The sequence below is a fragment of the Nonomuraea sp. NPDC049655 genome (assembly GCF_044465465.1).
In the GTDB taxonomy this organism is placed as follows: domain Bacteria; phylum Actinomycetota; class Actinomycetes; order Streptosporangiales; family Streptosporangiaceae; genus Nonomuraea.
The window spans coordinates 18544-40489 of the sequence record NZ_JBITLS010000001.1 but is presented as its reverse complement, the minus strand read 5'-3'; the positions used below and the strand labels follow the sequence as shown (position 1 = coordinate 40489).

21 protein-coding genes and 1 pseudogene are annotated in these 21946 nt (G+C 69.7%); 11 read left to right on the top strand and 11 right to left on the bottom strand.

Annotation, left to right across the window (positions count from 1 at the left end):
- Positions 1-31: 31 nt before the first annotated feature.
- On the top strand, positions 32-259 hold the full coding sequence (locus ACIBQ6_RS00215; RefSeq protein ID WP_397209451.1) for a hypothetical protein: 228 nt from the start codon (positions 32-34) through the stop codon (positions 257-259).
- Between the two features lie 67 nt (positions 260-326).
- Here ACIBQ6_RS00215 and ACIBQ6_RS00210 read toward each other — a convergent pair whose 3' ends face one another.
- Complete coding sequence (locus ACIBQ6_RS00210) at positions 327-722, bottom strand: DUF3224 domain-containing protein (RefSeq protein WP_358295819.1); 396 nt, start codon at positions 720-722, stop codon at positions 327-329.
- A gap of 520 nt (positions 723-1242) precedes the next feature.
- On the opposite strand from ACIBQ6_RS00210, the gene ACIBQ6_RS00205 reads away from it, so the two are divergent.
- A complete protein-coding gene (locus ACIBQ6_RS00205; RefSeq protein WP_397209450.1) occupies positions 1243-4017 on the top strand; it encodes a hypothetical protein in 2775 nt (924 codons plus the stop codon).
- 198 nt (positions 4018-4215) lie between these two features.
- Here ACIBQ6_RS00205 and ACIBQ6_RS00200 read toward each other — a convergent pair whose 3' ends face one another.
- Positions 4216-5058, bottom strand: a complete 843-nt coding sequence (locus ACIBQ6_RS00200; RefSeq protein WP_397209449.1) for a helix-turn-helix transcriptional regulator — start codon at positions 5056-5058, stop codon at positions 4216-4218.
- A gap of 180 nt (positions 5059-5238) precedes the next feature.
- Between ACIBQ6_RS00200 and ACIBQ6_RS00195 the strand changes: the two genes are divergently transcribed.
- On the top strand, positions 5239-6006 hold the full coding sequence (locus tag ACIBQ6_RS00195; protein ID WP_397209448.1) for an SDR family oxidoreductase: 768 nt from the start codon (positions 5239-5241) through the stop codon (positions 6004-6006).
- Between the two features lie 197 nt (positions 6007-6203).
- On the opposite strand, the gene ACIBQ6_RS00190 is transcribed toward ACIBQ6_RS00195, so the two are convergent.
- On the bottom strand, positions 6204-7148 hold the full coding sequence (locus ACIBQ6_RS00190; protein ID WP_397209446.1) for a hypothetical protein: 945 nt from the start codon (positions 7146-7148) through the stop codon (positions 6204-6206).
- Between the two features lie 72 nt (positions 7149-7220).
- On the opposite strand from ACIBQ6_RS00190, the pseudogene ACIBQ6_RS00185 reads away from it, so the two are divergent.
- Positions 7221-7511 (top strand): annotated as a pseudogene (locus ACIBQ6_RS00185) (aldo/keto reductase); the annotation flags it as partial.
- Between the two features lie 220 nt (positions 7512-7731).
- On the top strand, positions 7732-8025 hold the full coding sequence (locus ACIBQ6_RS00180) for a hypothetical protein (protein ID WP_397209445.1): 294 nt from the start codon (positions 7732-7734) through the stop codon (positions 8023-8025).
- A gap of 178 nt (positions 8026-8203) precedes the next feature.
- Here the strand turns inward: ACIBQ6_RS00180 and ACIBQ6_RS00175 are convergent, their stop codons facing one another.
- Entirely contained in the window at positions 8204-8521 is a 318-nt protein-coding gene (locus ACIBQ6_RS00175; RefSeq protein ID WP_397209444.1) for a hypothetical protein, read from the bottom strand.
- Positions 8522-8907: 386 nt separating this feature from the next.
- Positions 8908-9711: an alpha/beta fold hydrolase gene (locus ACIBQ6_RS00170; protein ID WP_397209443.1), complete on the bottom strand. Its 804-nt coding sequence runs from the start codon at positions 9709-9711 to the stop codon at positions 8908-8910.
- A 186-nt stretch (positions 9712-9897) separates the two neighbouring features.
- On the opposite strand from ACIBQ6_RS00170, the gene ACIBQ6_RS00165 reads away from it, so the two are divergent.
- Positions 9898-10857 carry a TetR/AcrR family transcriptional regulator C-terminal domain-containing protein gene (locus tag ACIBQ6_RS00165; protein ID WP_397209442.1) on the top strand — a complete coding sequence of 320 codons (960 nt, stop codon included), beginning with the start codon at positions 9898-9900 and terminating at the stop codon, positions 10855-10857.
- Positions 10858-10940: 83 nt separating this feature from the next.
- Here ACIBQ6_RS00165 and ACIBQ6_RS00160 read toward each other — a convergent pair whose 3' ends face one another.
- Complete coding sequence (locus ACIBQ6_RS00160; protein ID WP_397209441.1) at positions 10941-11516, bottom strand: TSUP family transporter; 576 nt, start codon at positions 11514-11516, stop codon at positions 10941-10943.
- 217 nt (positions 11517-11733) lie between these two features.
- A complete protein-coding gene (locus tag ACIBQ6_RS00155; RefSeq protein WP_397209440.1) occupies positions 11734-12342 on the bottom strand; it encodes a TetR family transcriptional regulator in 609 nt (202 codons plus the stop codon).
- Between the two features lie 70 nt (positions 12343-12412).
- Here ACIBQ6_RS00155 and ACIBQ6_RS00150 point away from each other — a divergent pair, with 70 nt between their 5' ends.
- Entirely contained in the window at positions 12413-13852 is a 1440-nt protein-coding gene (locus ACIBQ6_RS00150; RefSeq protein WP_397209439.1) for an alpha/beta fold hydrolase, read from the top strand.
- 98 nt (positions 13853-13950) lie between these two features.
- Complete coding sequence (locus tag ACIBQ6_RS00145) at positions 13951-15270, top strand: serine/threonine-protein kinase (RefSeq protein ID WP_397209438.1); 1320 nt, start codon at positions 13951-13953, stop codon at positions 15268-15270.
- Positions 15271-15514: 244 nt separating this feature from the next.
- Here the strand turns inward: ACIBQ6_RS00145 and ACIBQ6_RS00140 are convergent, their stop codons facing one another.
- Positions 15515-16159, bottom strand: coding sequence for a hypothetical protein (locus ACIBQ6_RS00140; protein ID WP_397209437.1), 645 nt, complete (start codon positions 16157-16159; stop codon positions 15515-15517).
- Between the two features lie 952 nt (positions 16160-17111).
- On the opposite strand from ACIBQ6_RS00140, the gene ACIBQ6_RS00135 reads away from it, so the two are divergent.
- From ACIBQ6_RS00135 to ACIBQ6_RS00125, 3 genes are all read left to right on the top strand, one after another.
- Positions 17112-17408, top strand: a complete 297-nt coding sequence (locus ACIBQ6_RS00135; RefSeq protein ID WP_397209436.1) for a maleylpyruvate isomerase N-terminal domain-containing protein — start codon at positions 17112-17114, stop codon at positions 17406-17408.
- Positions 17409-17442: 34 nt separating this feature from the next.
- On the top strand, positions 17443-17700 hold the full coding sequence (locus ACIBQ6_RS00130) for a hypothetical protein (protein WP_397209435.1): 258 nt from the start codon (positions 17443-17445) through the stop codon (positions 17698-17700).
- A 73-nt stretch (positions 17701-17773) separates the two neighbouring features.
- Entirely contained in the window at positions 17774-18688 is a 915-nt protein-coding gene (locus tag ACIBQ6_RS00125; RefSeq protein WP_397209434.1) for an alpha/beta fold hydrolase, read from the top strand.
- 344 nt (positions 18689-19032) lie between these two features.
- Here ACIBQ6_RS00125 and ACIBQ6_RS00120 read toward each other — a convergent pair whose 3' ends face one another.
- The 3 genes from ACIBQ6_RS00120 to ACIBQ6_RS00110 form a co-directional block, all read right to left on the bottom strand.
- On the bottom strand, positions 19033-19914 hold the full coding sequence (locus ACIBQ6_RS00120; protein WP_397209433.1) for an alpha/beta fold hydrolase: 882 nt from the start codon (positions 19912-19914) through the stop codon (positions 19033-19035).
- 191 nt (positions 19915-20105) lie between these two features.
- Positions 20106-20492, bottom strand: a complete 387-nt coding sequence (locus ACIBQ6_RS00115) for a PPOX class F420-dependent oxidoreductase (protein ID WP_397209432.1) — start codon at positions 20490-20492, stop codon at positions 20106-20108.
- A gap of 296 nt (positions 20493-20788) precedes the next feature.
- Positions 20789-21931: a GNAT family N-acetyltransferase gene (locus ACIBQ6_RS00110; protein ID WP_397209431.1), complete on the bottom strand. Its 1143-nt coding sequence runs from the start codon at positions 21929-21931 to the stop codon at positions 20789-20791.
- Positions 21932-21946: the final 15 nt, after the last annotated feature.

Below are 21946 nucleotides of genomic sequence, written 5' to 3'. Positions count from 1 at the left end.
GCCCGCCACTGACGCGACACGGAGGTCAGCGTTGAACGCCACGCCGATCAACCTCACCAAGGGGCAGCACCAGCTCCTGATGCGCATCCGGGACAACACGGTGATCACTGGCGACGTGAACATCTTGTGGGGCGACCTGACAAAGCGTGCGCTCTTCGCCCGGCTGGCCGAACTGGGGCTGATCCGCGACGAGCGGGACGATCTTGCGAACGGTTACCGCTGGCACATCACCGACGCGGGCCGGGCAGCGCTCGACTGATTCGCCGGAGACCTCTGCGCGTACCAGCCCATGCCCGTACCTACCGCTGTCGACTCCCTTACGGGTCTTACAGTGTGTAAGTGAGGGTGAGCATCTGGAACTCGCGTTCCATCGCCTGGCCACGGATGCCGGCCAGGCCTCCCGTTCCGGAGCCGGGGACGATGCTGCCGTGGCTGCTCTGCTCGTCCCCGTCGGCGACCCCGGCATGCTGGATGACGAACGTGCCCTGCCGACCGTCGAGTGTCCCCTCGATTCGCTCGGACGCCACGTAACCGCCGCCCGAATCCCCTTGAGCGGTCAACACCTCTGCTACACCCATACCGTCGATCACGCCCTGGTAGCGCTTGCGGATCGTGACCCGGGTCATCCTGGGCCCCTCGGAAGGCGTCTCGTACACGTCCTCGTCGAAGTCCGTGATCTCGAACCTGGCCTCGACAACGCGCTGTTCCTGCTGGTCGGTCATGGTGCTGAAGACTAGCCTGCCGTCCCGCCAAGCCCTCCAGGGCCCCTGAAGCCCTGGCCGCGCCGTAGATCTCCACGCCGGAGGTGCGCAGGCTCGACGCGGCGAGGGCGAGCTCGATGCCGGCCGACTCGCCGATCTGCACCATCCGGGTCGGCTTGCCGAACGCGAACGACCGCGGCGCCAACGCGCGCAGCAGGATCTCGCGTTCGGGTCGAGGAATGACGCTGTGCTGATGAGAGCCGTGGGCCGGGGAAGTTCCAGCGTGCCGTTGACGAACTGCTGGAGCCTGCGCGGACAGTCGAGCCATGGCCGGTGCACATGGCGGCGACCGGGCTCGCGCCTCGCCTCGCCCCGGACGTTCAGCTGAGTGACGGACTGGACGGACATGTTCGGCTCCTTCATTGTTGCCCTGCTGTGGAACCACCGCCGCAGGGATGACGGCCAGGTTGTGGCCGCCACCGGAACAGGATGAGTACGGGTTACTCATGACGGCACGCGCGCGGGCGCCGACACTCGGCCCATGCGTATCCGCCGCGTGATCGTGCCGCTCGTCTTGTTCGTCGTCGCCGCCCTGCTCGGCGCCCCCGCGGGGCACGCCGACAGCGCGGTGCACGGTGAGTGCGAGTTCCTCGGGACCTCGCCCCTGTCGCTCGCGGAGGGCGAGCGGCCCCGTGCCCGTATCACCTTCCTCAACGACAGTCAGGAGAGCGGCTGGTTCACCGCCACGGTGGAGGCCGGGTTCCACTACTGGCACGCCACGCCGTTCTACCGGCAGTTGTTATCCGCCGAGACGGGGCTGGTGCAGGGGGAGTTCGACCTGCCGCCGGCGTACGCGGAGGGCCTCGGGGACGCGAGCGGCCTGCGGATCGACATCACCTCCACGCTGTCGGGCGACACGACGATCGGCACCTGCTCCACCACCCTGAAGGTGCACACCGGCCGTGACACCGACCAGGACGGGCTGCTGGACGACTGGGAGATCAACGGCATCGACTACGACCGGGACGGCACGGTCGATCTCGCGCTGAACCAGCCCCCGTACAGCGCCGACCCGAACAAGAAGGACATCTTCGTCGAGCTGGACGCGATGTTCTGCCTGGCGTCGTACTGCCGGCGCTCCAGGGAGTTGGACCCGAACGCCATCAGCCAGGTGGTGACCGCCTTCGCCGCGCACGGCATCACCCTGCACGTCCATACCGGCGAGCGGGCCGGCGAGGCGGAGCGGATCACGTTCGACACCAAGAGCCCCGGCAGCTGGGACGACTTCGACGATGTCAAGTTCGGCGACCCCGCCATCGCCTGCGACGGGAACTTCGGCGACGTGCTCGACCGGATCTCACGCAACTGCGAGAACATCCTGGGCGCCAAGCGGCTGGCGTTCCGCTACGCCGTGTCGGTGCACGGGCTGACCGGCCTCGGCACCACATCGGGCCAGGCCGAGGCGGGCGACGACACCCAGCAGCACGTCGACCTGGCCCACCTGGCCCGCGTCGCCCTGCCGGGCGGCAACGACTTCGTCATCTCGCTCGGCGCGTGGGACAACACGCGGATCACCGCCAACGGCGGCCAGACCGCGGCGGAGGCGGGCACGTTCATGCACGAGCTCGGCCACACGCTCGGGCTGCAGCACGGCGGCCTGGACAGCGTCAACTGCAAGCCGAACTACCTGAGCGTCATGAACTACTCCTACCAGTTCCCCACGGCGTCCACCGCGTCCCGCCCCCTGGACTACCAGCCCCAGGAGCGCGCCCCCATGAACGAGGACCAGGGTCTCGACGAGGTGGGCGACGCCCTGCCGGGGGCGGGTAGCGCGACGGTCGTGTACGGGACGGTGGTGGCCGGGAGACCCGGAGTCGCGCTGACCACGCCGGCCAACAAGCCGGTCGACTGGAATGGCGACGGCACCAGGGCGACAAGCCAGTCCGGGGACGTCAACCACATCATCATGGGCCCCGACACCACGTCCTGCCCCGTCTCCCCCAAGCAGACCCTCACCTCCTGGAACGACTGGGACCACCTGAACCTCAACTTCCGCGAGAGCCCCTGGTTCGAGGACGGCGCGCACAAGGGCGTGCTCGGCCTGGGCAGCGCCGAGATCACCGCCGAGGCCGCCGCGAGTCTCAACCCGCCGATCGACCTCACCGCCGCCAAGACCGTGGACAGGCAGGACGCCTCCCCCGGCGACCGGCTCACCTACACCGTGGCCGTGGGCAACAAGGGACCCGCCACCGCCACGGCGGTGAAGATCGACGACACGATGCCCGGCGGCGACGTCGTCCACCGCACGACGTCCGACGTGCCGGCGGGCGGCTCCGCGCGGGAGACGTTCACCTACGACATCCCCTGTGCGACCACGGACGGGACGGTCCTGACGAACAAGGCGGCCGTGTCGGGGACCAATGAGCGCGGATACGCCGAGACCGGCACCCTGTCCGACAACACCGCCGAGGTGTCCACCACGGTGCACCGGTCGGTGATCGGCGTGGCGGCCACCGCGCCCGCCACCGTCAACGCCGGCGAGGCCGCCGCCTACACCCTGACCTACCGCAACACCGGCGGGGCCGCGGCCTCCGGCGCCACGCTCACCGCCACGCTGCCCGCCGGCCTCTACTACAGCGCCGCGCTCGACCAGGGCGCCGGGCCCCGCCCCGGCTCCGTGAGCAGGAACACCGACGGCACCACCACGCTGCGCTGGGCCATCGGCACGCTGCCCGCCGGCACGGGGACCGGCACGATCGCCTTCACCGCACGGCCGAGCCTGCTGCTCCTGGACGCGGCGACGGTCACCGTGCCGGTCTCGCTGAGCGCCGACGGCTCCGGCCCGTGCCCCACCAGCCCCGCCGCCGCGACGGCGGAAACGCGGATCACGACCGTCTCCCCCAGCCGCGACCCGGGGCTGGTCACGTTCTGGGCGCTGCGGCCCGACCTGCGCACCGCCGAGGCGCTCGCCCGCGTCCAGGCCACCGACGACCGCTTCGACGGCGCCGACGGCTCGGCCGCGAACGGCGCGCTCTCCCTGCGGGAGTCCACCGCCGTCCTCACCCTGCCGCTGACGCAGCCGCGCACACTGCGGGCCGAACTGCTGGCCACCACGCTCAACCTGGCCGGCCGCCGGATCAACGCCGGCACCGCCGTGGACGGCCTCACCGCGCGGGCCCTGGGGGTGCGGACGGTGGGCGAGGCCGTCGGCCACGCCCAGGCCACCCTCGCGCAGCCGCCCACGCTGGACAACCTCGTCCGCTACACGAAGGCGACCCAGGTGCTCGCCGAGATCAACTCAGGTCTGGCGAGCTAGCCATGTGCTTCCGAGGTGGCCGCCCCCGTGGCGGCTCGGTGGCGGCGGGGCGGAGCTGGGCCGCGCGGCTCCGGGACACGTCCAGCTTGCTCGTACGGTCCTGCACGTGGCGGTACATGTGCTGCACCACGGGCGGCCAGTTGATGACCTGGGCGAACGCCCGAAGGGGATGCGGTCACCACTGCCCGAGGCGCGCCGTCAAGGTGCGGCGGTGGGCGCCACCCAGCTGCTGAGAAGCCGGAGCGCCTGCGCGGTCGGGGAGCCCGGCTCGACGTTGTAGACGCACAAGGTCTGGTCGGGGTCGCCCGGAGGCTGGAAGGACTCGTAGTGGAAGTGCAGCTCGCCGACGAGGGGATGGCGATAGTGCTTGGTGCCGTGCGTGCGGCGCAGCACGCGGTGGTCGTTCCACCAGGAGCTGAACTCCGGCGAGCGCAGCGTGAGCTCGCCGACGAGGTCAGCGAGCCGGCGATCCTCGGGATGGCGGCCGGCTTCCAGGCGGAGCATGGCGACGGTTTCCGCGGCGACGCGTTCCCAGTCGCCGGTACGGATTCGGGCTTCGGGGTCGAGCAGGTAGTAGCGGGCCAGGTTGCGCTGAGGCACGGCAAGGGCCTCGAAATCGGTCAGCACCTCGCGGGCCAGGCGGTTGGCGGCCAGGACGTCCGTACGGCGGCCGAGGACGAAGGCGGGCACCTCATGGAGGGTCTGGAGCATCAGGTGGAGGCCGGGCCTGACCCGCTGGGGGCTGACGGGGGCGTGGCGGGTGGGGCGAGCCAGCAGGTCGGTGAGATGCTCGCGTTCGGCGGCGTCGAGCTGAAGGGCCCGCGCGAGCGCCTCGACGACCTCGGGCGAGGGGTGACCGGCGCGGCCCTGTTCGAGCCGGGTGTAGTACTCGGTGCTGACCCCGGCCAGCCTGGCGACCTCGCCGCGGCGCAGGCCGGACACGCGACGCGCGCGGCCGTCGGCGGGCAGCCCGGCCTGGTCCGGGGTGATCCGGGCACGGCGTGAGCGCAGGAAGTCGGCGAGTTCGCGACTGCGGTCCATGTCCTCCAGTGTGCAGGGACGAGCGAGTGGCCAGGTGCACGGAGGTGGCCCTGCCAGTACCTGCCTCGCGGTTACCTGCCCGGGCAGGGCATGTTCGGGCACCCCGGGAAGGGGGTGCGGGCTGGTGTGCTGGTGAGGGACCGCGGCGATGGGCCGCGGACGACTCGGAAGGCTTGCACCATGAACGCAGCAACCCCTCTCGCCGGCCGCGTGGCCGTCGTCACCGGAGCGTCCAGCGGGATCGGCGAGGCCTCGGCCGAGCGACTGGCCGCACTGGGCGCACGTGTGGTCGTCGTGGCGCGGCGCGCGGAACGGCTGGACGACCTCGTCGTCCGGATCGAGAAGGCCGGAGGCCAGGCCCTGGCACTGGCGGCCGACGTCACCGACGCGGCGGCGGCGCGGGCCGCCGCCGACCGGGTCGCGGCCGAGCTGGGCGGCACCGACCTGCTGTTGAACAACGCGGGCGTCATGCTGCCCGCCCCCATCGAGGAGCTGGCCGCCGACCAGTGGCAGCGCCAGATCGACCTCAACATCACGGGCCTGATGAACGTGATCGGCGCGTTCGTCCCCCAGCTCGTCGAGGCCGCGGGTACGCGCGGCGTGGCCGACCTGATCAACACCTCCTCCATCGCGGCGCAGAACATCTTCCCGAACTTCGCCGTCTACTCCGCGACCAAGGCGTACGTCACTCATCTGTCCCGGCACCTGCGGGCCGAGCTGGGAGCCAAGAACGTGCGGGTCTCGGCGATCGAGCCGGGGATCGTCGGCACCGAGCTGCAGAGTCACGTCACCGACGAGGGCGCGCGGGCGTGGCTGGAGGGCTCCAAGGAGACGATGGAGTGGCTCACGCCGCAGGATGTCGCGCAGACCGTCGGGTTCATCGCGAGCCTGCCGCCTCGGGCGAACCTCCAGCAGGTCACCATCATGCCCACCGGCCAGCCCAGCTGACCGCCACCGTGCCCCGTCCGTGCGCGCCACCGCGACGAGGACCACACCCTTCATCGCCAAGCGGCCGACTGCCGGCAAGCCGCTGGCGAAGTCGGGATGGTGCTTGTGCCGGTCGTCCTCGGACAACTCAGTCACTCGTTCGGGCGGGAAGGCGGTTCGCGTCGATGAAGCGCATTCCGAATGATCCGAGGGGCCCGTCATGGACACGGGCCGCGACGAGATCGCCTTCGGCCACGACCAGGCCCAGTTCCGCATGGGCGTGCCACCGACAGGCCGGCCGCGAGCTCCGCGTCGTCGCCCGACACGAGCGGAGCTTGCAGGCCACCGACGATGCGGGCCTGCTCCGCGGCGATGGCCGCGCCCGCGTCGAGACGGAGGGAGGACAGGCAGGCCGCCAGGTCGTTGAGGCGGCGGGCGCCCACCCGCACCGCGAACGCCTGCCACAGCATCCTGATCTCGGGGTCCAGCCCTTCCTCCACCAGTTCGGCCGTGCGCTCGGCGGCCTCGGCCAGCCCCAGCGTGCCGGGCGAGACCTCCACGTCCGTACGTCCCGCCAGCCAGGCCAGCCCGGCGGGCAGCGAACGCCGCAGCGCCTCCTCCGGCGTGACCTGCTCGCGACGGGTGAACCCGTGCCGCATCCGGAACGGCCGCTCCAGGTAGGGGATCAGCTCTCCGCGCCACGCCTCGGCGAAGGCGCCGACCGGCAGGGTGGCGTACGGGTAACCCTGCGGGTCGTGCACGAGCACGGTGTCGCCGGCCACTTCCAGCACCACCAGGTAGTGGTCGGCGCCGACCGCTTCGCCCGACCCGGGCTGGTAGGTCAGCAGGCCGAGCTCAAGCGGGCCGGCCAGCACCGGCCCGTCCTGGCAGGCCCGGCGCAGCCGGTCGAGCGCCGTCGCCGCCGTGCCGCCGTCCGCGCGCTCGCACTCCCAGCCGAGCAGGCCGATCGCGGCGTCGATCCCGATCTCGGGGTCCCAGCCGAACGCGTCGAACAGCGGTATCCGGCCGCCGATGAGCTGCATCCCGTACGGGGAGCCTGTCAGAACCTCGATCCCGGCCGGAGGCGGCGCCTCGCCGCCCAGGACCATCGCGAGGGAGTTGGCGTAGCAGTACGGCCCGGAGCCGACATAGGTGACGGACATGCTCAGGACCTTGCCGCCTGACACGGTGTCATGGTCAAGTCCATCGTCGTCTCGTCGGTGAACTGATCGCCAGTGCGGCGCCCGGGCACCGACTACCTGGACGTCCTGTGGGTGCACATCTGGGATCCCGCCACCCCGATCGAGGAGACGTTACGCGCTCTCGACGACCTGGTACGCGCGGGCAAGGTGCTCTACCTGGGTTTCTCCGACGTGCCCGCCTGGGTGATCGCGCGCGCCAACACCATCGCCGAACTGCGCGGCTGGACGCCGTTCATCGGCCTGCAGCTGTCCTACAGCCTGCTGGAACGCGATATCGAGCGCGAGCTGCTGCCCATGGCCGAAACCCTGGGCTTGTCAGTGGCCGCGTGGGCGCCGCTGGCTCGCGGTGTGCTGTCCGGAAAGCTCACCCGCACCGACGCCGCCGCCGGGTCCAGGATCAGCCGCGACGCCGTACCCGCGCCAGGACTCTCGGCCAGCTCACCGACAACCTCGCCGCCCTCGATCTGCGGTTGCCGTCGGAGGCGGTGGCCCGGCTCGACGAGGCCAGCGCCTTCCCCTCGGGTTCCCGCAGAGCTTCATCCAGATGTCGCGCGAGTTCACGATCCTGCAGGCCGTCGGCACCCACCCCGCCGTGACCGCGACCAAGTCGATGACCGGCCATATGTGCGGCGCGGCCGGAGCGATGGGCGCGGTGGCCGCGATCCTCAGCATGCGCGACGGCCTGATTCCCGCCACCCGCAACCTGGAGGCCCTCGACCCGCGGATCACCCTCGACGTCGTCGCCGGAGGACCCCGCTCCGGCCACTGGACCACGGCACTGGTCAACGCCTTCGGCTTCGGTGGCCACAACACGTCCCTGGTGTTCGCCGCCGCCTGACCGCCGTGCGGCGTGCGGTGGTCAAGGGGTGGAACCGAATACGCGGGAAGGGGACCACGACCGGATCTTGAAGGCATGAACGTGCTGCTCAGACGGCCTACGCGATCGAGGCTCGTTCGGCGTCGTGAGCCTTGAACGTGTTGTGGAGCGCGCGGCGGGAGACCAGACCGTCCGTTCCTCACCGCTCGCGGTCCGGTACGAAGGCGTCGATGTGCGGGCAGCACACTCCCGGGCCTTCGGGAATGATGGGGCATGGCAACAGAGGGATCGGAGAGTCGGGCTTGGGGCACACGGACGAGCCGTTGCGGGCGCAGTCGTCTTCACTGCGGGCCACACGGTGGTTCGCCGACACGCCGGTGCCGACCCACGAGATCGGCCGAGGCTGCTCGACCTGGCCCTGGCCGTGCTGCTGATCCACAACGACCTGCCAGATCGTCCAGCGAGGCTGTTCGACGAGATGGAATGGGCCGCCTTCCGTGATGCCTACCTTGGGCACGTGCGGTTGACGGTCCGAGAGCGGGAACTGTGGCCGACCGCTCTCACCTACATGCTGCTGGAGTGGGGAGTGTGGACGGCCGTCAACGGGGGCGAGGTCGGCGACTGGGACGATCCGCGGCAAGCGGCCTTTCTTGCCGATCTCGTCCTCCGGCGCCTGGACGCTTTTGTGGACCCCCGCGGCGGATCAGCTGGTCGGTCAGGTAGCCGAACCAGCGCTCGACCTGGTTGATCCAGGAGGAGCCGGTCGGGGTGACGTGCATGTGGAAGCGGGGATGGCGAGCCGGCCACCCCTTGATCGCCGGAGTCTTGTGGGTGCCGTAGTTGCCGCAGACCAGTGGGGGTCAGGCTGCGCCGGGCCGGCGACAGGGGCGTCGGGGCTGCTCGTCATGCGGAGGTGGCGTCGATCGTTCGCAGGAAGTCCTGGATCGCGCCGGTGAAACCCGCCGGGTCCTGGAGGTGCACGAAATGGTCGCCGTGGAGTGTCACCAGCCGGGTGTGCGGCCGCCGCTCGGCCATCTCCCGCGCCTGACCGCGGGTGATCGGGCTGTCCTCACCCACCAGCAGCAGCGCGGGGATGTCGGTCGCCAGCCAGTCGGCCCAGTGGTCCCCCCAGTTGGAGCGTTCCGACTCGATCGTGTCGTGGGGGTGGAACGGCAGGCGCCAGGTGCCGTCCGGCAGTCGCCGCAGACGGTTCGCGAACATCGGGCCCGCTGCGCCGAGCCCGGCGACGAGCTCGTCACGGGTGGCGGCCTCATAAGGACTGGGCAGCAGGAAATCCAGGCGACTCGGACCTGAGACGACGGCGCCGATCTCCTCGACGACCATGGCAAGGACCAAGGGCGGGTGACGGGCGGCGAGCTGATAGGCGTTCAGGCCGCCCAGAGAGTGCCCCAGAACCACGACCGGGCCGAGGTCCAGGTGCTCCAGCAGGGCCGCCAGATCGGCCACGTATCCCTCTCGGGAATAGTCCGCGGCTCGGTCCGACTCGCCGTGCCCTCGCTGGTCGGGCGCGATGACCCGCCAGTGCGGGCTCAGCTCGGCCGCCAGGCCGCTCCACATCATGCCCTGGTCGAGATGTCCGTGCAGGGCCAGCAGCGGCCTGCCGGGGCCACCGAAGTCGAGGTAGGACAGGTGGCGTCCGTCCAGTTCCAGTGTTGCGCGTACCGGGGTGGAAATCGTGCCGGGCATGTCGGTGCTCCGATCGTCTCGGTCTCTGACCAGGCGGTTCCGTGCCGAATGTATGCACCGTAGACTGGCGTGCCACATGGAGCCAAGCGTGCACTAGTACTCCTGGTACAACTGGGAGAGCGCGGCTGGAGCAACGGCCGGCTTGAGCTCTGTGCACTAGTGCGGCCTGCTGGAGGAAGTCCTGTGATGAGCCATGCCGACCCCTCCTCGGATCCGCCCTTCCTGCGCATCACCGCCGAGTTGCGCCGGCGCGTCGAGAGCGGTGAGCTCCGCCCTGGGGATCTGCTGCCCTCCACGCGGCAGATCGTCCGGGAGTTCGGCGTGGCCATGGCCACCGCCACCAAGGTGCTGACCGCCTTGCGACAAGCCGGTCTGGCCCGGCCGGTTCCCGGAATCGGTACGGCCGTCGACACCCCAGGCACCCGCCCGAGGACTCCGCACGATCGCAGACGTCCGGCGACGTCCTTGGACCGGGGCCGAATCGTCGGCGCCGGGTTGGCCGTCGCCGACGTCGAGGGGCTGGCCGCGCTGTCCATGCGCCGTCTCGCCGCCGATCTGGACGTCACCACCATGGCGCTCTACCGCCACGTATCCAGCAGAGAGCACCTGATCCTGCTCATGGCCGACACCGTCTTCGGCGAATTCCCGCTCCCGGAGCCCTTGCCGCCCGGATGGCGCCGCTGCCTTGAGGTGGCGGCCAGGCAGCAGTGGGCCATGTACCAGCGTCACCCGTGGCTGGCGCGGGCCGTCTCCTTCACCCGGCCCCTGCCTTCCTCCCGCGCGATGGCCCACAGCGAATGGATGATGCGCGCCCTGGACGGGCTCGGCCTGGACGCAGCCACGAGGCTGCACATCCATGTCTGCGTGGCCGCGTACGTCCGAGGGGTGGCCACGAGCCTGGAAGCCGAAGCCGAGGCAGCGGCCCACTCGGGGATCACCGACGAGCAGTGGATGGACACCCGGGGCACACCGGCCCTGATGGGGCTCTCGAAGAACCCGGCGTTCCCGAACCTGGCACTCGTCCCACCCCGCTCGCTCGACCTGGACACCCTGTTCGAGTTCGGGCTCCAGCGCCTGTTGGAGGGCATCGTGACGCTGATCGACGAGCCCGTGCGCCAAGCCGGCCGCGAGCCCTGGCGGGCGTGACGCGGACGAGAGCGTGAGTCAGGTGCTGGAGCGCCGTACACACGGCATGGGGCCGCCGCCGCCATGCAGGATGAGCCCTGGGCTCAGATCCCGGCGAGCAACAAGATCGCCGCGACGGCTACTCCGGCCTCGGTGACCAGCACGAGGGCCCGGGCGTGCATCCGGGCGACGGTTCTTCGGCCCAGCCATGCTCCGGCGAGGACGGCCGGGGCGAGGGCCGAGCCGAGTTGGAGCACGTGCACCGAGAGCAGGCTGCCCGCGCCATAGGCGACGATCTTGGTCAGCTGAACGATCAGGGACGCGGCGGCTTCAGTACCGATGTACGCGCCGCCGATGAAGCCCTTGACGATGAAGAACGGGGCCGCGACCGGTCCGGCCGCCCCGAACAGCGCCGAGGCGAGACCGCAACCGGCGCCGACGGCGGCGAACGTCTTGTCGGCCGGCACCGCTCGCGGCGGCCGGAATCGCCGCCGGAAGACGGTGGCGATGAGGAACGCACCGAGAACGCGCTTGAGCGGCTCGACCGGCACGTAGGGCAGCAGGAGCCCGCCGGTCAGCAGCGTGGGGAGGAGGGCGGTGGACGGCTCAAGAGCCGACCTGCTCTGTCGTGAGATCTCACTGGGCAGGTGCTGGACGAACAGCACGAAGGTCGGGCACACCAGGAGGCCTTTCCGGCTCCCACACTCGCGGGAACCACGACCTCGTCATGGCTGCGCTTCTCGCGGACCCGCGGCGAGAGGAAGGCGGCCACGTTCGCGTCGCTCGAATGGGCGGGACGGCCGCCCTGATCACCCTGCCCCCGCGCCTGCGTGCCCCGCTCGGCGGAATCACCCCGATGGCCCAGCGGAATCGGCGCCCTCCACCGTCACGACACGGCTATCCCTGTCCGGAGACAGTCGCGCGCAAAATTTCGGTCCACCAGTCGAGCAGACGGTCCCGGGCGGTGTCGTCCAGTCCGACGCTCCGGCGGAACTCGTCGCCGAACAGCGGCTCCGTCGCGACTGCCTGGTGCAGGGCGCACACGGTCAGCTGGATCGCCTCGCGGGACGGCGGCGTCCGCCCGCTCGCCGTGCAGTGCTGCCGCGCCTGGGCGTGCAGCCGGTCCACCACCTCATCCAGCATTCCGCTGCCGGTGTCCCGCCAGCCGGATCGGTGCAGCGCGAGCGCCAGTTCGGCGTAACCACCGGCGTACAGCGCGGCCAGCGTGCGCACCAGCTCGGCGGGATCGATCGGGGCCTCAGCCCATGTGCCCAGCACAGTGCGCAGTTCGGCCTTCAGTTTGGCCCCGCCGAATCGCAACAGCGACTCCAGCAGTCGGTCACGCGTGCCGAAGTGGTGGTTGACCGCGGCGTCGGACACACCGACCTCCGCGGCGACCGCGCGCACCTGCACGGCGGCAGGACCGCCCGCGGCGAGCAACCTGCTCGCCGCCTCCAGGATCAGCCGCTTGGCATCCTCAGGCTGACGTCGTACTCGGGTGGCCACGCAGCCACCTTACCTTGACCAGCCAAGGCAACACCCCTTACCTTGATTGCTCAAGGTAAGGGGGTGGCGCATGCAGGGACAGTTCACGATTCCGGCGATGACCGAGCTGGCGGCGGCACTGGGTGTCACGATCGACGATCCGGCCCCGCCCCGCGAGATCCACTTCTCCCGCGCGGGCTGCCGGTTGCACGGATTCGACTGGGGCGGCACAGGACCGCCGGTGCTGCTGTTGCACGGCGGCGCATTGACCGCGCACACGTGGGACTTCGTCTGCCTCGGCCTGCGCGGCGCCGCCCGGCTGATCGCGCTGGATCTGCGAGGTCACGGCGAGAGCGGCTGGTCCGGCGACTACCGCGTCGGCGCCCTTGCGGCCGACGTCGTCGCCGCGGCCGACCATCTCGGCTTCGACCGGGTCCAGCTGGTCGGCATGTCGCTGGGCGGCGTCGTCGCGGCCCACGTCGCCGATGAGCGTCCCGGGCGGGTGGAGCGGCTGGCGCTCATCGATGTCGCGCCCGGCGTGGACTTCGACAGCACCTGGCGGGTGCGGACGTTCATCAGCGGGCTCGGTCCGGTGCGGGATCTGGAGACGGTGGTGGAGGCCGCGATGCGGGTCAATCCACGCGCCCACCGGCCCAGTGTCGCCTACCGCATGAGCACGCTGTTCCGCCGGGCACCCGGCGGCGGCTGGGTGCCGAAGGGCGATCCACGGCCTCCGGACTTCCCCGCCATCCTGGCGGCCATCGACAGGCTGCCCGCCCAGCTGAGCAGGACGCCGGTACTGCTCGTGCGCGGCGGACGCAGCAGGGTGCTCCCCCAGGCCGCCGCCGAACGCCTGGTCGCGCACGTCCCGGACGGCGAGCTCGTGGTCGTGCCGGACGCCGGGCACAACGTCCAGGAGGACAATCCGGCCGCCCTGATCACCGCGTTACATGCCTTCCTGACACGCCGACCGTCACACCGCTGGATCAGCAATCACGCCCCTGACACCGGTCCCGAATCGCGAAAGGAGAACCAGCGCATGTCCGCACGAACGCTCGAGCTCACCACGATCCCTTCGGTGGAGGTCGGCATGCTCATCCGCCGCCCCGCCCGCGAGGTGTTCCAGGCCATCGTGGACCCCGCTGTCACGAGCAAGATCTGGTACACCAGAAGCAGCGGGAAGATGGTTCCCGGCGCCGAACTGACCTGGGAATGGGAAATGTACGGGGCGTCGACTCGGGCCTCGGTCGACGAGGTGGAGGAGAACCGGCGGATCCGTTTCACCTGGGGCAACTACACTCCCGACGCCCCCACCACAGTCGAGTTCCGCTTCATCCCCATGCCTGACGACACCACCTACGTCCAGGTCACCGAGAGCGGGTTCACCGGCACCGGCGACGAGCTCGTCCGCTACGTGACCGACTCCACCGGTGGCTTCACCTTCCTGATCAGCGCCCTCAAGGCGCTGCTGGAGCACGACGTCGTCCTCGGCCTCGTCGCCGACGCCCACCCAGGCGGCCTGCCGGGCTGAGAGAAGTCAGCACGCCTTCGGCGTGTGTGCCGGTGATCGCGACCGGTGGATCCGTCAGTCCCTTTTGTCCTGTCCGTTCATGTGTTCCAGGAGGCCGAGTGGATCAGCTGGTGGAGGACGATCCCCGCAGGCTGGGGCCGTACGAGCTCGTCGCCCGGCTCGGCGAGGGCGGCCAGGGCGTCGTCTATCTGGGACGCGACCCCTCCGGCCGCCAGGTGGCCGTCAAGCTGCTGCACCACCGCCCGCTGACCGATCCCGGCGCGCGCGCCGGGTTCCTGCGCGAGGTGGAGATCGCCCGGCGAGTGGCCAGGTTCTCCACCGCGCCCGTGCTCCACGCCGACCTGGCGGGCCGGCGACCCTACATCGTCAGCGAGTACGTGCCAGGCCCCTCGCTGCGCGACCTGGTCGCCACCGAGGGACCACGCCAGGGGGCCGCGCTGGAGCGACTGGCGATCAGCACCGCCGCCGCGCTGGCCGCCATCCACCGGGCCGGGGTACTCCACCGCGACTTCAAGCCGGCCAACATCCTCATGGGACCCGAGGGCCCGGTCGTGATCGACTTCGGCATCGCCCGGGCCCTGGACGCGCCGGGCAACACCTCGACAGGCCCGCTGATGGGCACGCCGTCCTATCTGGCGCCCGAGCAGATCGGCGGCAGGCAGGTGACGGCCGCGGCCGACGTCTTCGCCTGGGCCGTGACCATGGTGTTCGCCGCCTCCGGGCGGCCCGCGTTCGGCGCCGACTCCACCCCCGCCGTGATCAACCGCATCCTGAACGACCAGCCGGCCGTCTCCGGACTGGACGGCGTCCTGCTCCGGCTCGTCACCGCCGGCCTGTCGAAGGACCCGGCCGCGCGGCCGAGCGCCGACGACCTGGTCACCGGGCTGACCTCGCACGAGCTCGTACCGGCACCGGCCGCCGGGCCGTCCCCGCCGCCGGAGCATCCGGCCGGTCGGGCGCGGCGGCGCGCGCTGCCTGCGGCGGCCGCCGCCGCGACGGCGGCGCTGCTCGTCACGGGCGGCCTGCTGATCACCGCGGACGGCCCGCCCCCGCCACCCCCGGCCACGATCGGCTCGGCCGCTCCCCCACCGTCCGGCACCACCACCCCGGCCCCGGCCGCGGCCACCGCCTCGCCGCAGCAGGTCAGAAGCACCCCGCGGCGGACGTCGTCCCCGCCGGCCACGCCGCGGGCCCGGCCCAGGACCTCGGCCCCCACGACCCGACCGGCCAGGACGCGCGACGCGGCGAGCAGCTCCATCGACGACGGCTCGGCCTCCCACCCGACGCCCGCCCGGAACACCGAGCCCCCACCGGAGCCCACGCGCGAACCGTCGCAGCAGCCCACCCAGGCGCCCGCCCAGCCGCAGCCGCCGTCCCCGATGGAGAACCCGTTCACCTGCATCCCGTCGATGTGCTGAGCCCCGGCCCTCGGCAGCACGGCCACAACGGCCACGACGCCGTGACGCCGAAGACCGCGGCGAGCGCTCTCGGGTGACTTCGTGCTCACCTGTTCGCCGGACGCCGATGAACCACCGATCTGCTGAGGGAGAAAGGCGTCGCGGTCTACGTGGAGGAGGCGACAGCCGCCGTCCGCGGTACAACGCGCTCGCCGAGACAACTGCGGTCGGCGGCACCTCTTTCCACTCCACCTGCCGACAGCGCTCATCCCAGACTCACGCGCACAGCCCTTCCGAAAGCGTCCCGCAACGCCTTGTGCGCCGATCCGAGCAACATGCTCACAGGCATCGGCCCCCCGAGCACTTGAGGGCCGCTCTTACCGAGGTGAATCACACCGCCGGCTTCAATCGATCCGCTGAAGTAGTCGAGGATGGACTCCACCCGGTTGAGATCCCGATGGCAGGACTCGTCGCACAGGGCCAATAACGCCGGCAGGTACTGCCGGGCCTTATCCACATTCGACCTTATCTCCCTGGCTCTGGCCGCGTCCGCGTCGGTGAACCCACCCTGCGGGTCGAGCTCGGCCATGTATTCCTGAAACTTGGCCTCGGCCTCCTGCACGAGCGCGATGGCAGTCATGTAGAGGTCAATCTGCTGGTCCAGGCGCCGGCGGTCTCGTTCGAGGTCACGTTCATGAGTCCGAGTTCGCCCGGCACGAGCGTTGTCCTCTGCGATCCTGTCTCGCTCGATCCCCAGCTGGCGCTGCCATTGAATCGTGTCGCGTTCTCGCTGCTCATTCCACCGCAGTCTTTCGTGCTTCCACTGCAGGCGCGTGATGAGTACGGAGCCGAGCAGGGAACTGACGGACCCCACAATTACCCCGAGAAACGCCATCCAGGCAGCCGTCATGCGGGCCAGTCTAAATTGGGCTGTTCGTCGTCATGCTGTATGCGTGAATATGATGCCAAGATCCAGTGACGCCTGGGGCAAAAGTAATGGCACCGACGCCCTCCGAGTGGCGTGCCAGTTCGTGTTCGAGGAGGTCGGCATGCGCCGCGTCACCTGTGGGTGGCCGCCGAGAACACCGCCGCCGTCCGCCCCCGCGAGCGCGTGGGCTTCGTCCAGGAGGGCCGCCTTCCGGACCGAGGGAAAGTCGTACGACTACCTGATGATGGGGCTGCCGGCGAGCGAGCTCACCGGCTGAGGGCCGCCCGGAGGCAGCCTTCGGCAACTCCGCGCCCTCGGCGCGGTCCTGCTGGGACTGCTGGAGGGTGTCTGACAATTCGGCTTGCCGGAGCCAGAGCATGAGTGAGGCAATGGTGACGCCGGCCAGGTAGCTGCTGGCCAGGATGTCGAAGCGGGTGGCGATGGCGCGCCATTGCTTGAGCTTGCCGATGCAGCGTTCGAGCAAGTTGCGGTGCTTGTAGATGAGTGGGATTGCCTGGTGTCGATTGTCTCGCCGTCGTCCTCTTTTTACGGGCGCCGGCGGCGTGCTGGTGAGCACGGGCGATGGTGGAGTCGAAGCTGACGGTGAACTCGACCTGGCCGACCGATCTCGTGACCACGCAAGGCGATGGCGGTTACTCAGCGTTACTTTGCGGCTGGGGGCACGGGCCCGAGTGGGGCCCCGCCTACGCCGGGCTCGGACTCATCAACGCCGTCTCGACCCGCCGGTTCAGCGCCCTCCCTCGGTCGCAACAACCGAATGCGTCCGTATGGGCCGAGTCCCGCTGACGCCAGATGGCGCGAGCGCAAAGCAGCGCTTGACCTTGACGCCAATGTCAAGGAATAGCCTCGCTGGCTGCCGTGGAAGTTCGAACCAGCGGCAGACCGCTTGGCCGGTGATCGAGAAAGGGCACTCGTGACTCATCTGACACATGAGCAGTACTGCGATGCGGTCGAAGCCGCAGACGTGCGCCTGGTCGACCTGCCGGCGGCGGGTTCCCACATGCGGACACCGGTGCCCACGTGTCCCGGTTGGACGCTCGCCGACTTGACCAGGCATCACGGCACCACGCCCCGATGGATGGAGCACCTGGTGCGTCATCGTGCGACCGAGCGTGCCTGGTTCCTGGACACACCGCTCGACCTGCCCCAGGACATGACGCCATACCCAGCCTGGCTGCACACGCCGCCGGCAGGGTCGAGGATTCCTTGAGACTCAGCCGTATTTCGCGTGGATCGCTGAACCCGTGAGCCGGCTGGATGGCGGCGGTGAGCCGCTGGCGTTGTCGGCCACCGACACCGATGACGCATGGCTGATCACGCTCGCGGACAACTGCGTCCGGGAAAGGGCTCGCGGGGATGGCCCTGCGGCGGTGGCCGTACGCGGGTCATACGGCGATCTGCCGGTGACCCACGGCCGGCTCTCATACGGCGACACCGCGCGCTTCAACATGGCTGGGGACGGCGAGTTGCTCACTGCGTGGCTGGAGGCCACGGCGTGGTGAGATCAACGCCGGCACCGCGCCTGGCCATCAACCACTGCATCAGCCGGCACGACATCCGTAGGGAGACACCATCGTGAGTGAAGTACCGTCCGACGCCGAGCTGGCGAGCTCGCTCGAGGGTGGGTTCATCAGCAGGCACGCCGACGTCAACGGGACCCGCCTGCATTATGTGACGGGCGGGCGCGGCAGGCCCCTGATCCTGCTGGGCGGATGGCCGCAGACCTGGTGGGAGTTCCACAAGATCATGCCGCCGCTCGCCCAACAGCACCAGGTGATCGCCGTCGACCTGCGCGGCATGGGCGGCTCGGCCAAGCCCGCCTCCGGGTACGACAAGAAGACGATGGCCGCCGACATCGCCGCGCTCGTCCGCCACCTGGGCCACGAGCGGGCCGACATCGCCGGCCACGACATCGGCGGCATGGTCGCCTACGCCTTGGCCGCCAACCACCCCGCCCGCACCCGCCGCATCGCCCTGCTGGACATCGCGCACCCTGACGAGCGCTTCTTCAACCACTCCCTGCTTCCCCGTCCCGGCCGCCATCAGACAGACGGCGACATCCACGCCGGGCCGGGCCGCTTCCTGTGGTGGTTCGCCTTCAACCAGGTACCCGGCCTGCCGGAACGCCTGCTCGCCGGCCGGTCCCGCGAGCTCATCGACTGGATGTGCGACTACCTGATCGAAGATCCCGCCTCCATCAGCGACCGCGACATCTACGCCCACGCCTACTCGACCCCGGACGCCATCCGGGCGGGAAACTCCTGGTACCGGGCCTTCGCGCAGGACATCGCCGACGAGAAGACCTACGGCAAGGTCACCGCCCCGATCCTGGGCCTGGGCGGCGGGGAGAACGGTCACCTGCTCCTCCAGGCGGTGCTGCCGGGCAAGGGCACCGAGGTCGAGGTGGTGCTCGTGCCCGGCAGCGGCCACTACATCCCCGAGGAACAGCCCGAGATCGTCACCGCGCACCTGACGCGTTTCTTCGCCTGACGCCGGGCACCCGATCAGCCGCCTTGGCTCTGTGGGACAGCCAACCGGGCGAGCGGGTCGGCTGGTCGTTCACGCGGCGGCACTGGGCTCGAGGTCCTGGAAACCGGCGGTCGATTGCCCTACGAGACGGTCAAGCGAGCGCAGGCCAACGGGGCCGAACGACCCGAAGGTGCACGACAGCGAGGCCACGACGGCCGGCTCTCCCGCTGGGCCGGAAGTGACGCGGCACCTGCATGGCGCCCTTCTCTATGCGTCGCAGACGTCCGCGGCTCTGGGCAGCGCGACTGCGGGGGTCCAGCAGGGACGTCCCTTTTGTCGATGACCGGGGAACCATCCCATGCACTTCACGTCCGCCTGAGCAGGGCGCTGATCGCCTCGGCGACAGCGTCGGGTTGAGTCTCCGGCAGGAAGTGCCCACCCGGCAGCATCAAGGTGCGGACGTCCGGCGCCCAGCGGTGCCATATCGCCGAGGGGTCGAATGGCAGCACCATGTCGCCCGGGTCCTGCCAGATCGCCAAGGTGGGGGCCTTGATGCGCCGACCGACCCGCCGATCCTCGCCGTCGTGGGCAGCGTCGACGAAGGCGCTGGCACGGTAGTCCTGACAGATGGCGTGGATCGTTTCCGGATTACGCGTCGCGGCCAGGTATGCCTCACGGACCTCGGCGTCGAACGTGCCGGCCGCGGCCCAGGAATCGAGGAAGTGGCCGAAGAACGCGTCGGGGTCGGCGCCGATCATCCGCTCGGGCAGGTCGTTGAGCTGCGCGAGGAAATACAGATGGAAGCCGAAGACCCCACCCACACCTGCCAGTGACTCCCACATGTCCACGGTGGGAATGACGTCGATCACGCCGAGGTGAGCGACGGCGTCGGGGTGATCCAACGCTGCCCGGAATGCGACCAGCGCTCCACGGTCATGGCCGACCAGGCTGAAACGCTCGTGGCCGAGCTGCCGCATCAGCGCCACCACGGTCGCCGCGGTCACACGCTTGGCATAGTGCTCGTGGCCGCCTTCTGGCTTGGCGCTGGCTCCGTAGCCGGGCAGGTCGGGGCATATGACGCGGAAGCGGTGTGCCAGCGCCGGAGCGACATCTCGCCAGGTCAAATGCGTCTGCGGGAATCCGTGAAGCAACAGCAGTGGAGGTCCCTCTCCTCCGGAAGCGACATGAAGGTCAAGGCCGTCCACCTTGATCAGGTGTTCATCGAAGCCTGGGATCGTTACCGACATTTCAGCCTTTCATCTGTCAATGCGGGCTCAACCGCATCGTGAACACTTCCGCCCCGGGCGCCGGGCAAGTGATGGCGCCAGGCATGCCAGGACGCCGCACGTGACAGTTCGCCTTCGCGCCCGGCCGGCCCGCGAGCCGATCGGGGATCCTTCCGCCGGCGTCTCCATACCCCCTCCGCCCCCGCAAGCTGTCACACCACGCGGCTCGATCGGGCCGCCCAGCCCCAAGGGATGATCTTCGTGGGAGTGATCTTGATGATCTCCCGTGAGAAGTACGGCACGGGGGGCTCATGCTCGGTCAGGGCCAGCGCCGAGCCGCGGATCTCGATGCCGCGCACCACCCACGGATGCACCGAAGCCAGGTCATCGACGACGAACGACACAGCGCTACCGCGCTGGACATTCCTGAACTTCTTGGACGCCCCCAGCGCGTGCCCGCCAATGATGATCGTGCCCGAGTCGGCGTCCACAAAGAAGTTCACAGTGTTGTTCTGGACTTGACCGGTCGCGGAGACAGTGGCCAGGCGGCCGAGGCGCTGCCCGGTCAGGTAGTCGAGTTCCGCATTCGTGAAGACCACGCGACAACCATGCAACCTTGACGCTGACGTCAATCAAACCTGCCAGTGAGCGTGAGAACCGGTGGCCCCGGTCGACCTGTTGGCAGCGCGGGATCGTTGGCTGTAGCGCCGCATGCGCGAAGAGCAGCTGCCGACTTGACCGCGCCACGTCGTTCGCCATGGGTCTGCCGACCGAAAGGGTCACGCTACGCCGACCAGGCTCGCGGGAAGCCCGGCGAGGGCCCGGATCAGCGCGACGAACAGGCTGTCGTCGAGCATGCACCGGGGTCTTGACGATCTTCGTGACATGGGCCGTTTCAGTCCCAGCACATATCGATGCGCCGGGCGAAGTTTTCGTATCCGGCACGCTCGAAGGCCTGGGCCATCGGCTCGTTCCCCAGGTCGGTGTCCGCCGTGATGCGTTCGGCGCCCTGGGCGGCCAGCAGGCGAGTTCCTTCATCGAGCAGGTCGTTGACGAAGCCCTGACCACGATGCCCTTCGGCAACCCCCAGGTAGGCGATCACGAAGCCGTTCGGGCTTTGCGCCGGGACGACCATCCCTACCGGTTCGCCGTTTTGGTGGACGCCGACCCGCCACCATTCGCTCGGGCTGGGATAGCTCAGCAGTTCGTCGTGGTACTGCACGTGGGCGTAGTCCTGGATGGAGGAGCGTGCGATGTCGGCCCGGCTGTAGGCGTCGAGCGTGCCTGGAAGGATGCCGCTCAGGAGTACGATCGCTTCCTCCTCGTTCCTGATCGGACGGAAGGCGAGTCGGCCTCGGGGTGCGGGCAACGGTGTATCGGATGTCCATCGGTAGCGGAGCCTCTCGACGAACACCTTGCCGCCGGTGCGCCGCACCACCTCCATCCGGTCCCTGATCCGGCTGCCGGTCTTGGGGTCGTCCCTCCAGTCCGCCGGGACGGGTTGGAGAACGTACTCAGGTGGACGGGTGCCCGCCGGGAAGAGCTCGGCCAAGGCGGTGCGCAGGAGATGCTCGCCGATGTCGATCCGAAGCGGGTCGTCGCAAGTGTCTTCGATGTCGAGGGTTTCCATGACTTCCGGTCCAGTGCCGCTCCGAGACCACCAGCCGACCCGTGCCACCGGCCGACCGTTGCGCAGGGCCATCCACATCCAGTCGGCCTTGGAGTGTCCGTTGCGGAGATCGTCGGCAAGGCTGTCGTTGTAAGGGCCGGCCAGTGTGTTGAAGAGGTCGATCTCCTCTGGTCCGGTGATGGGGCGGAAGATCAGGCGAGAGGTCATGAAGTAAGACTCCACAGGCTTCGTCGGTGAACCGGACGCGTACTCGGAGCTGTGTAACCGGCTCAACGGAGTAGGTGTTCCGGTGAGCATGAGCCCGGTGAAGGCTGCGGGGGGTGGCGGTAGAAGATCGATCGGATCGCTCCGGTTGATCACCGTGAGGGCGGCCGTCACGGTGATCGTGTTCCGAGCGACCTGAGTCACCTGGCGACTGGAGAG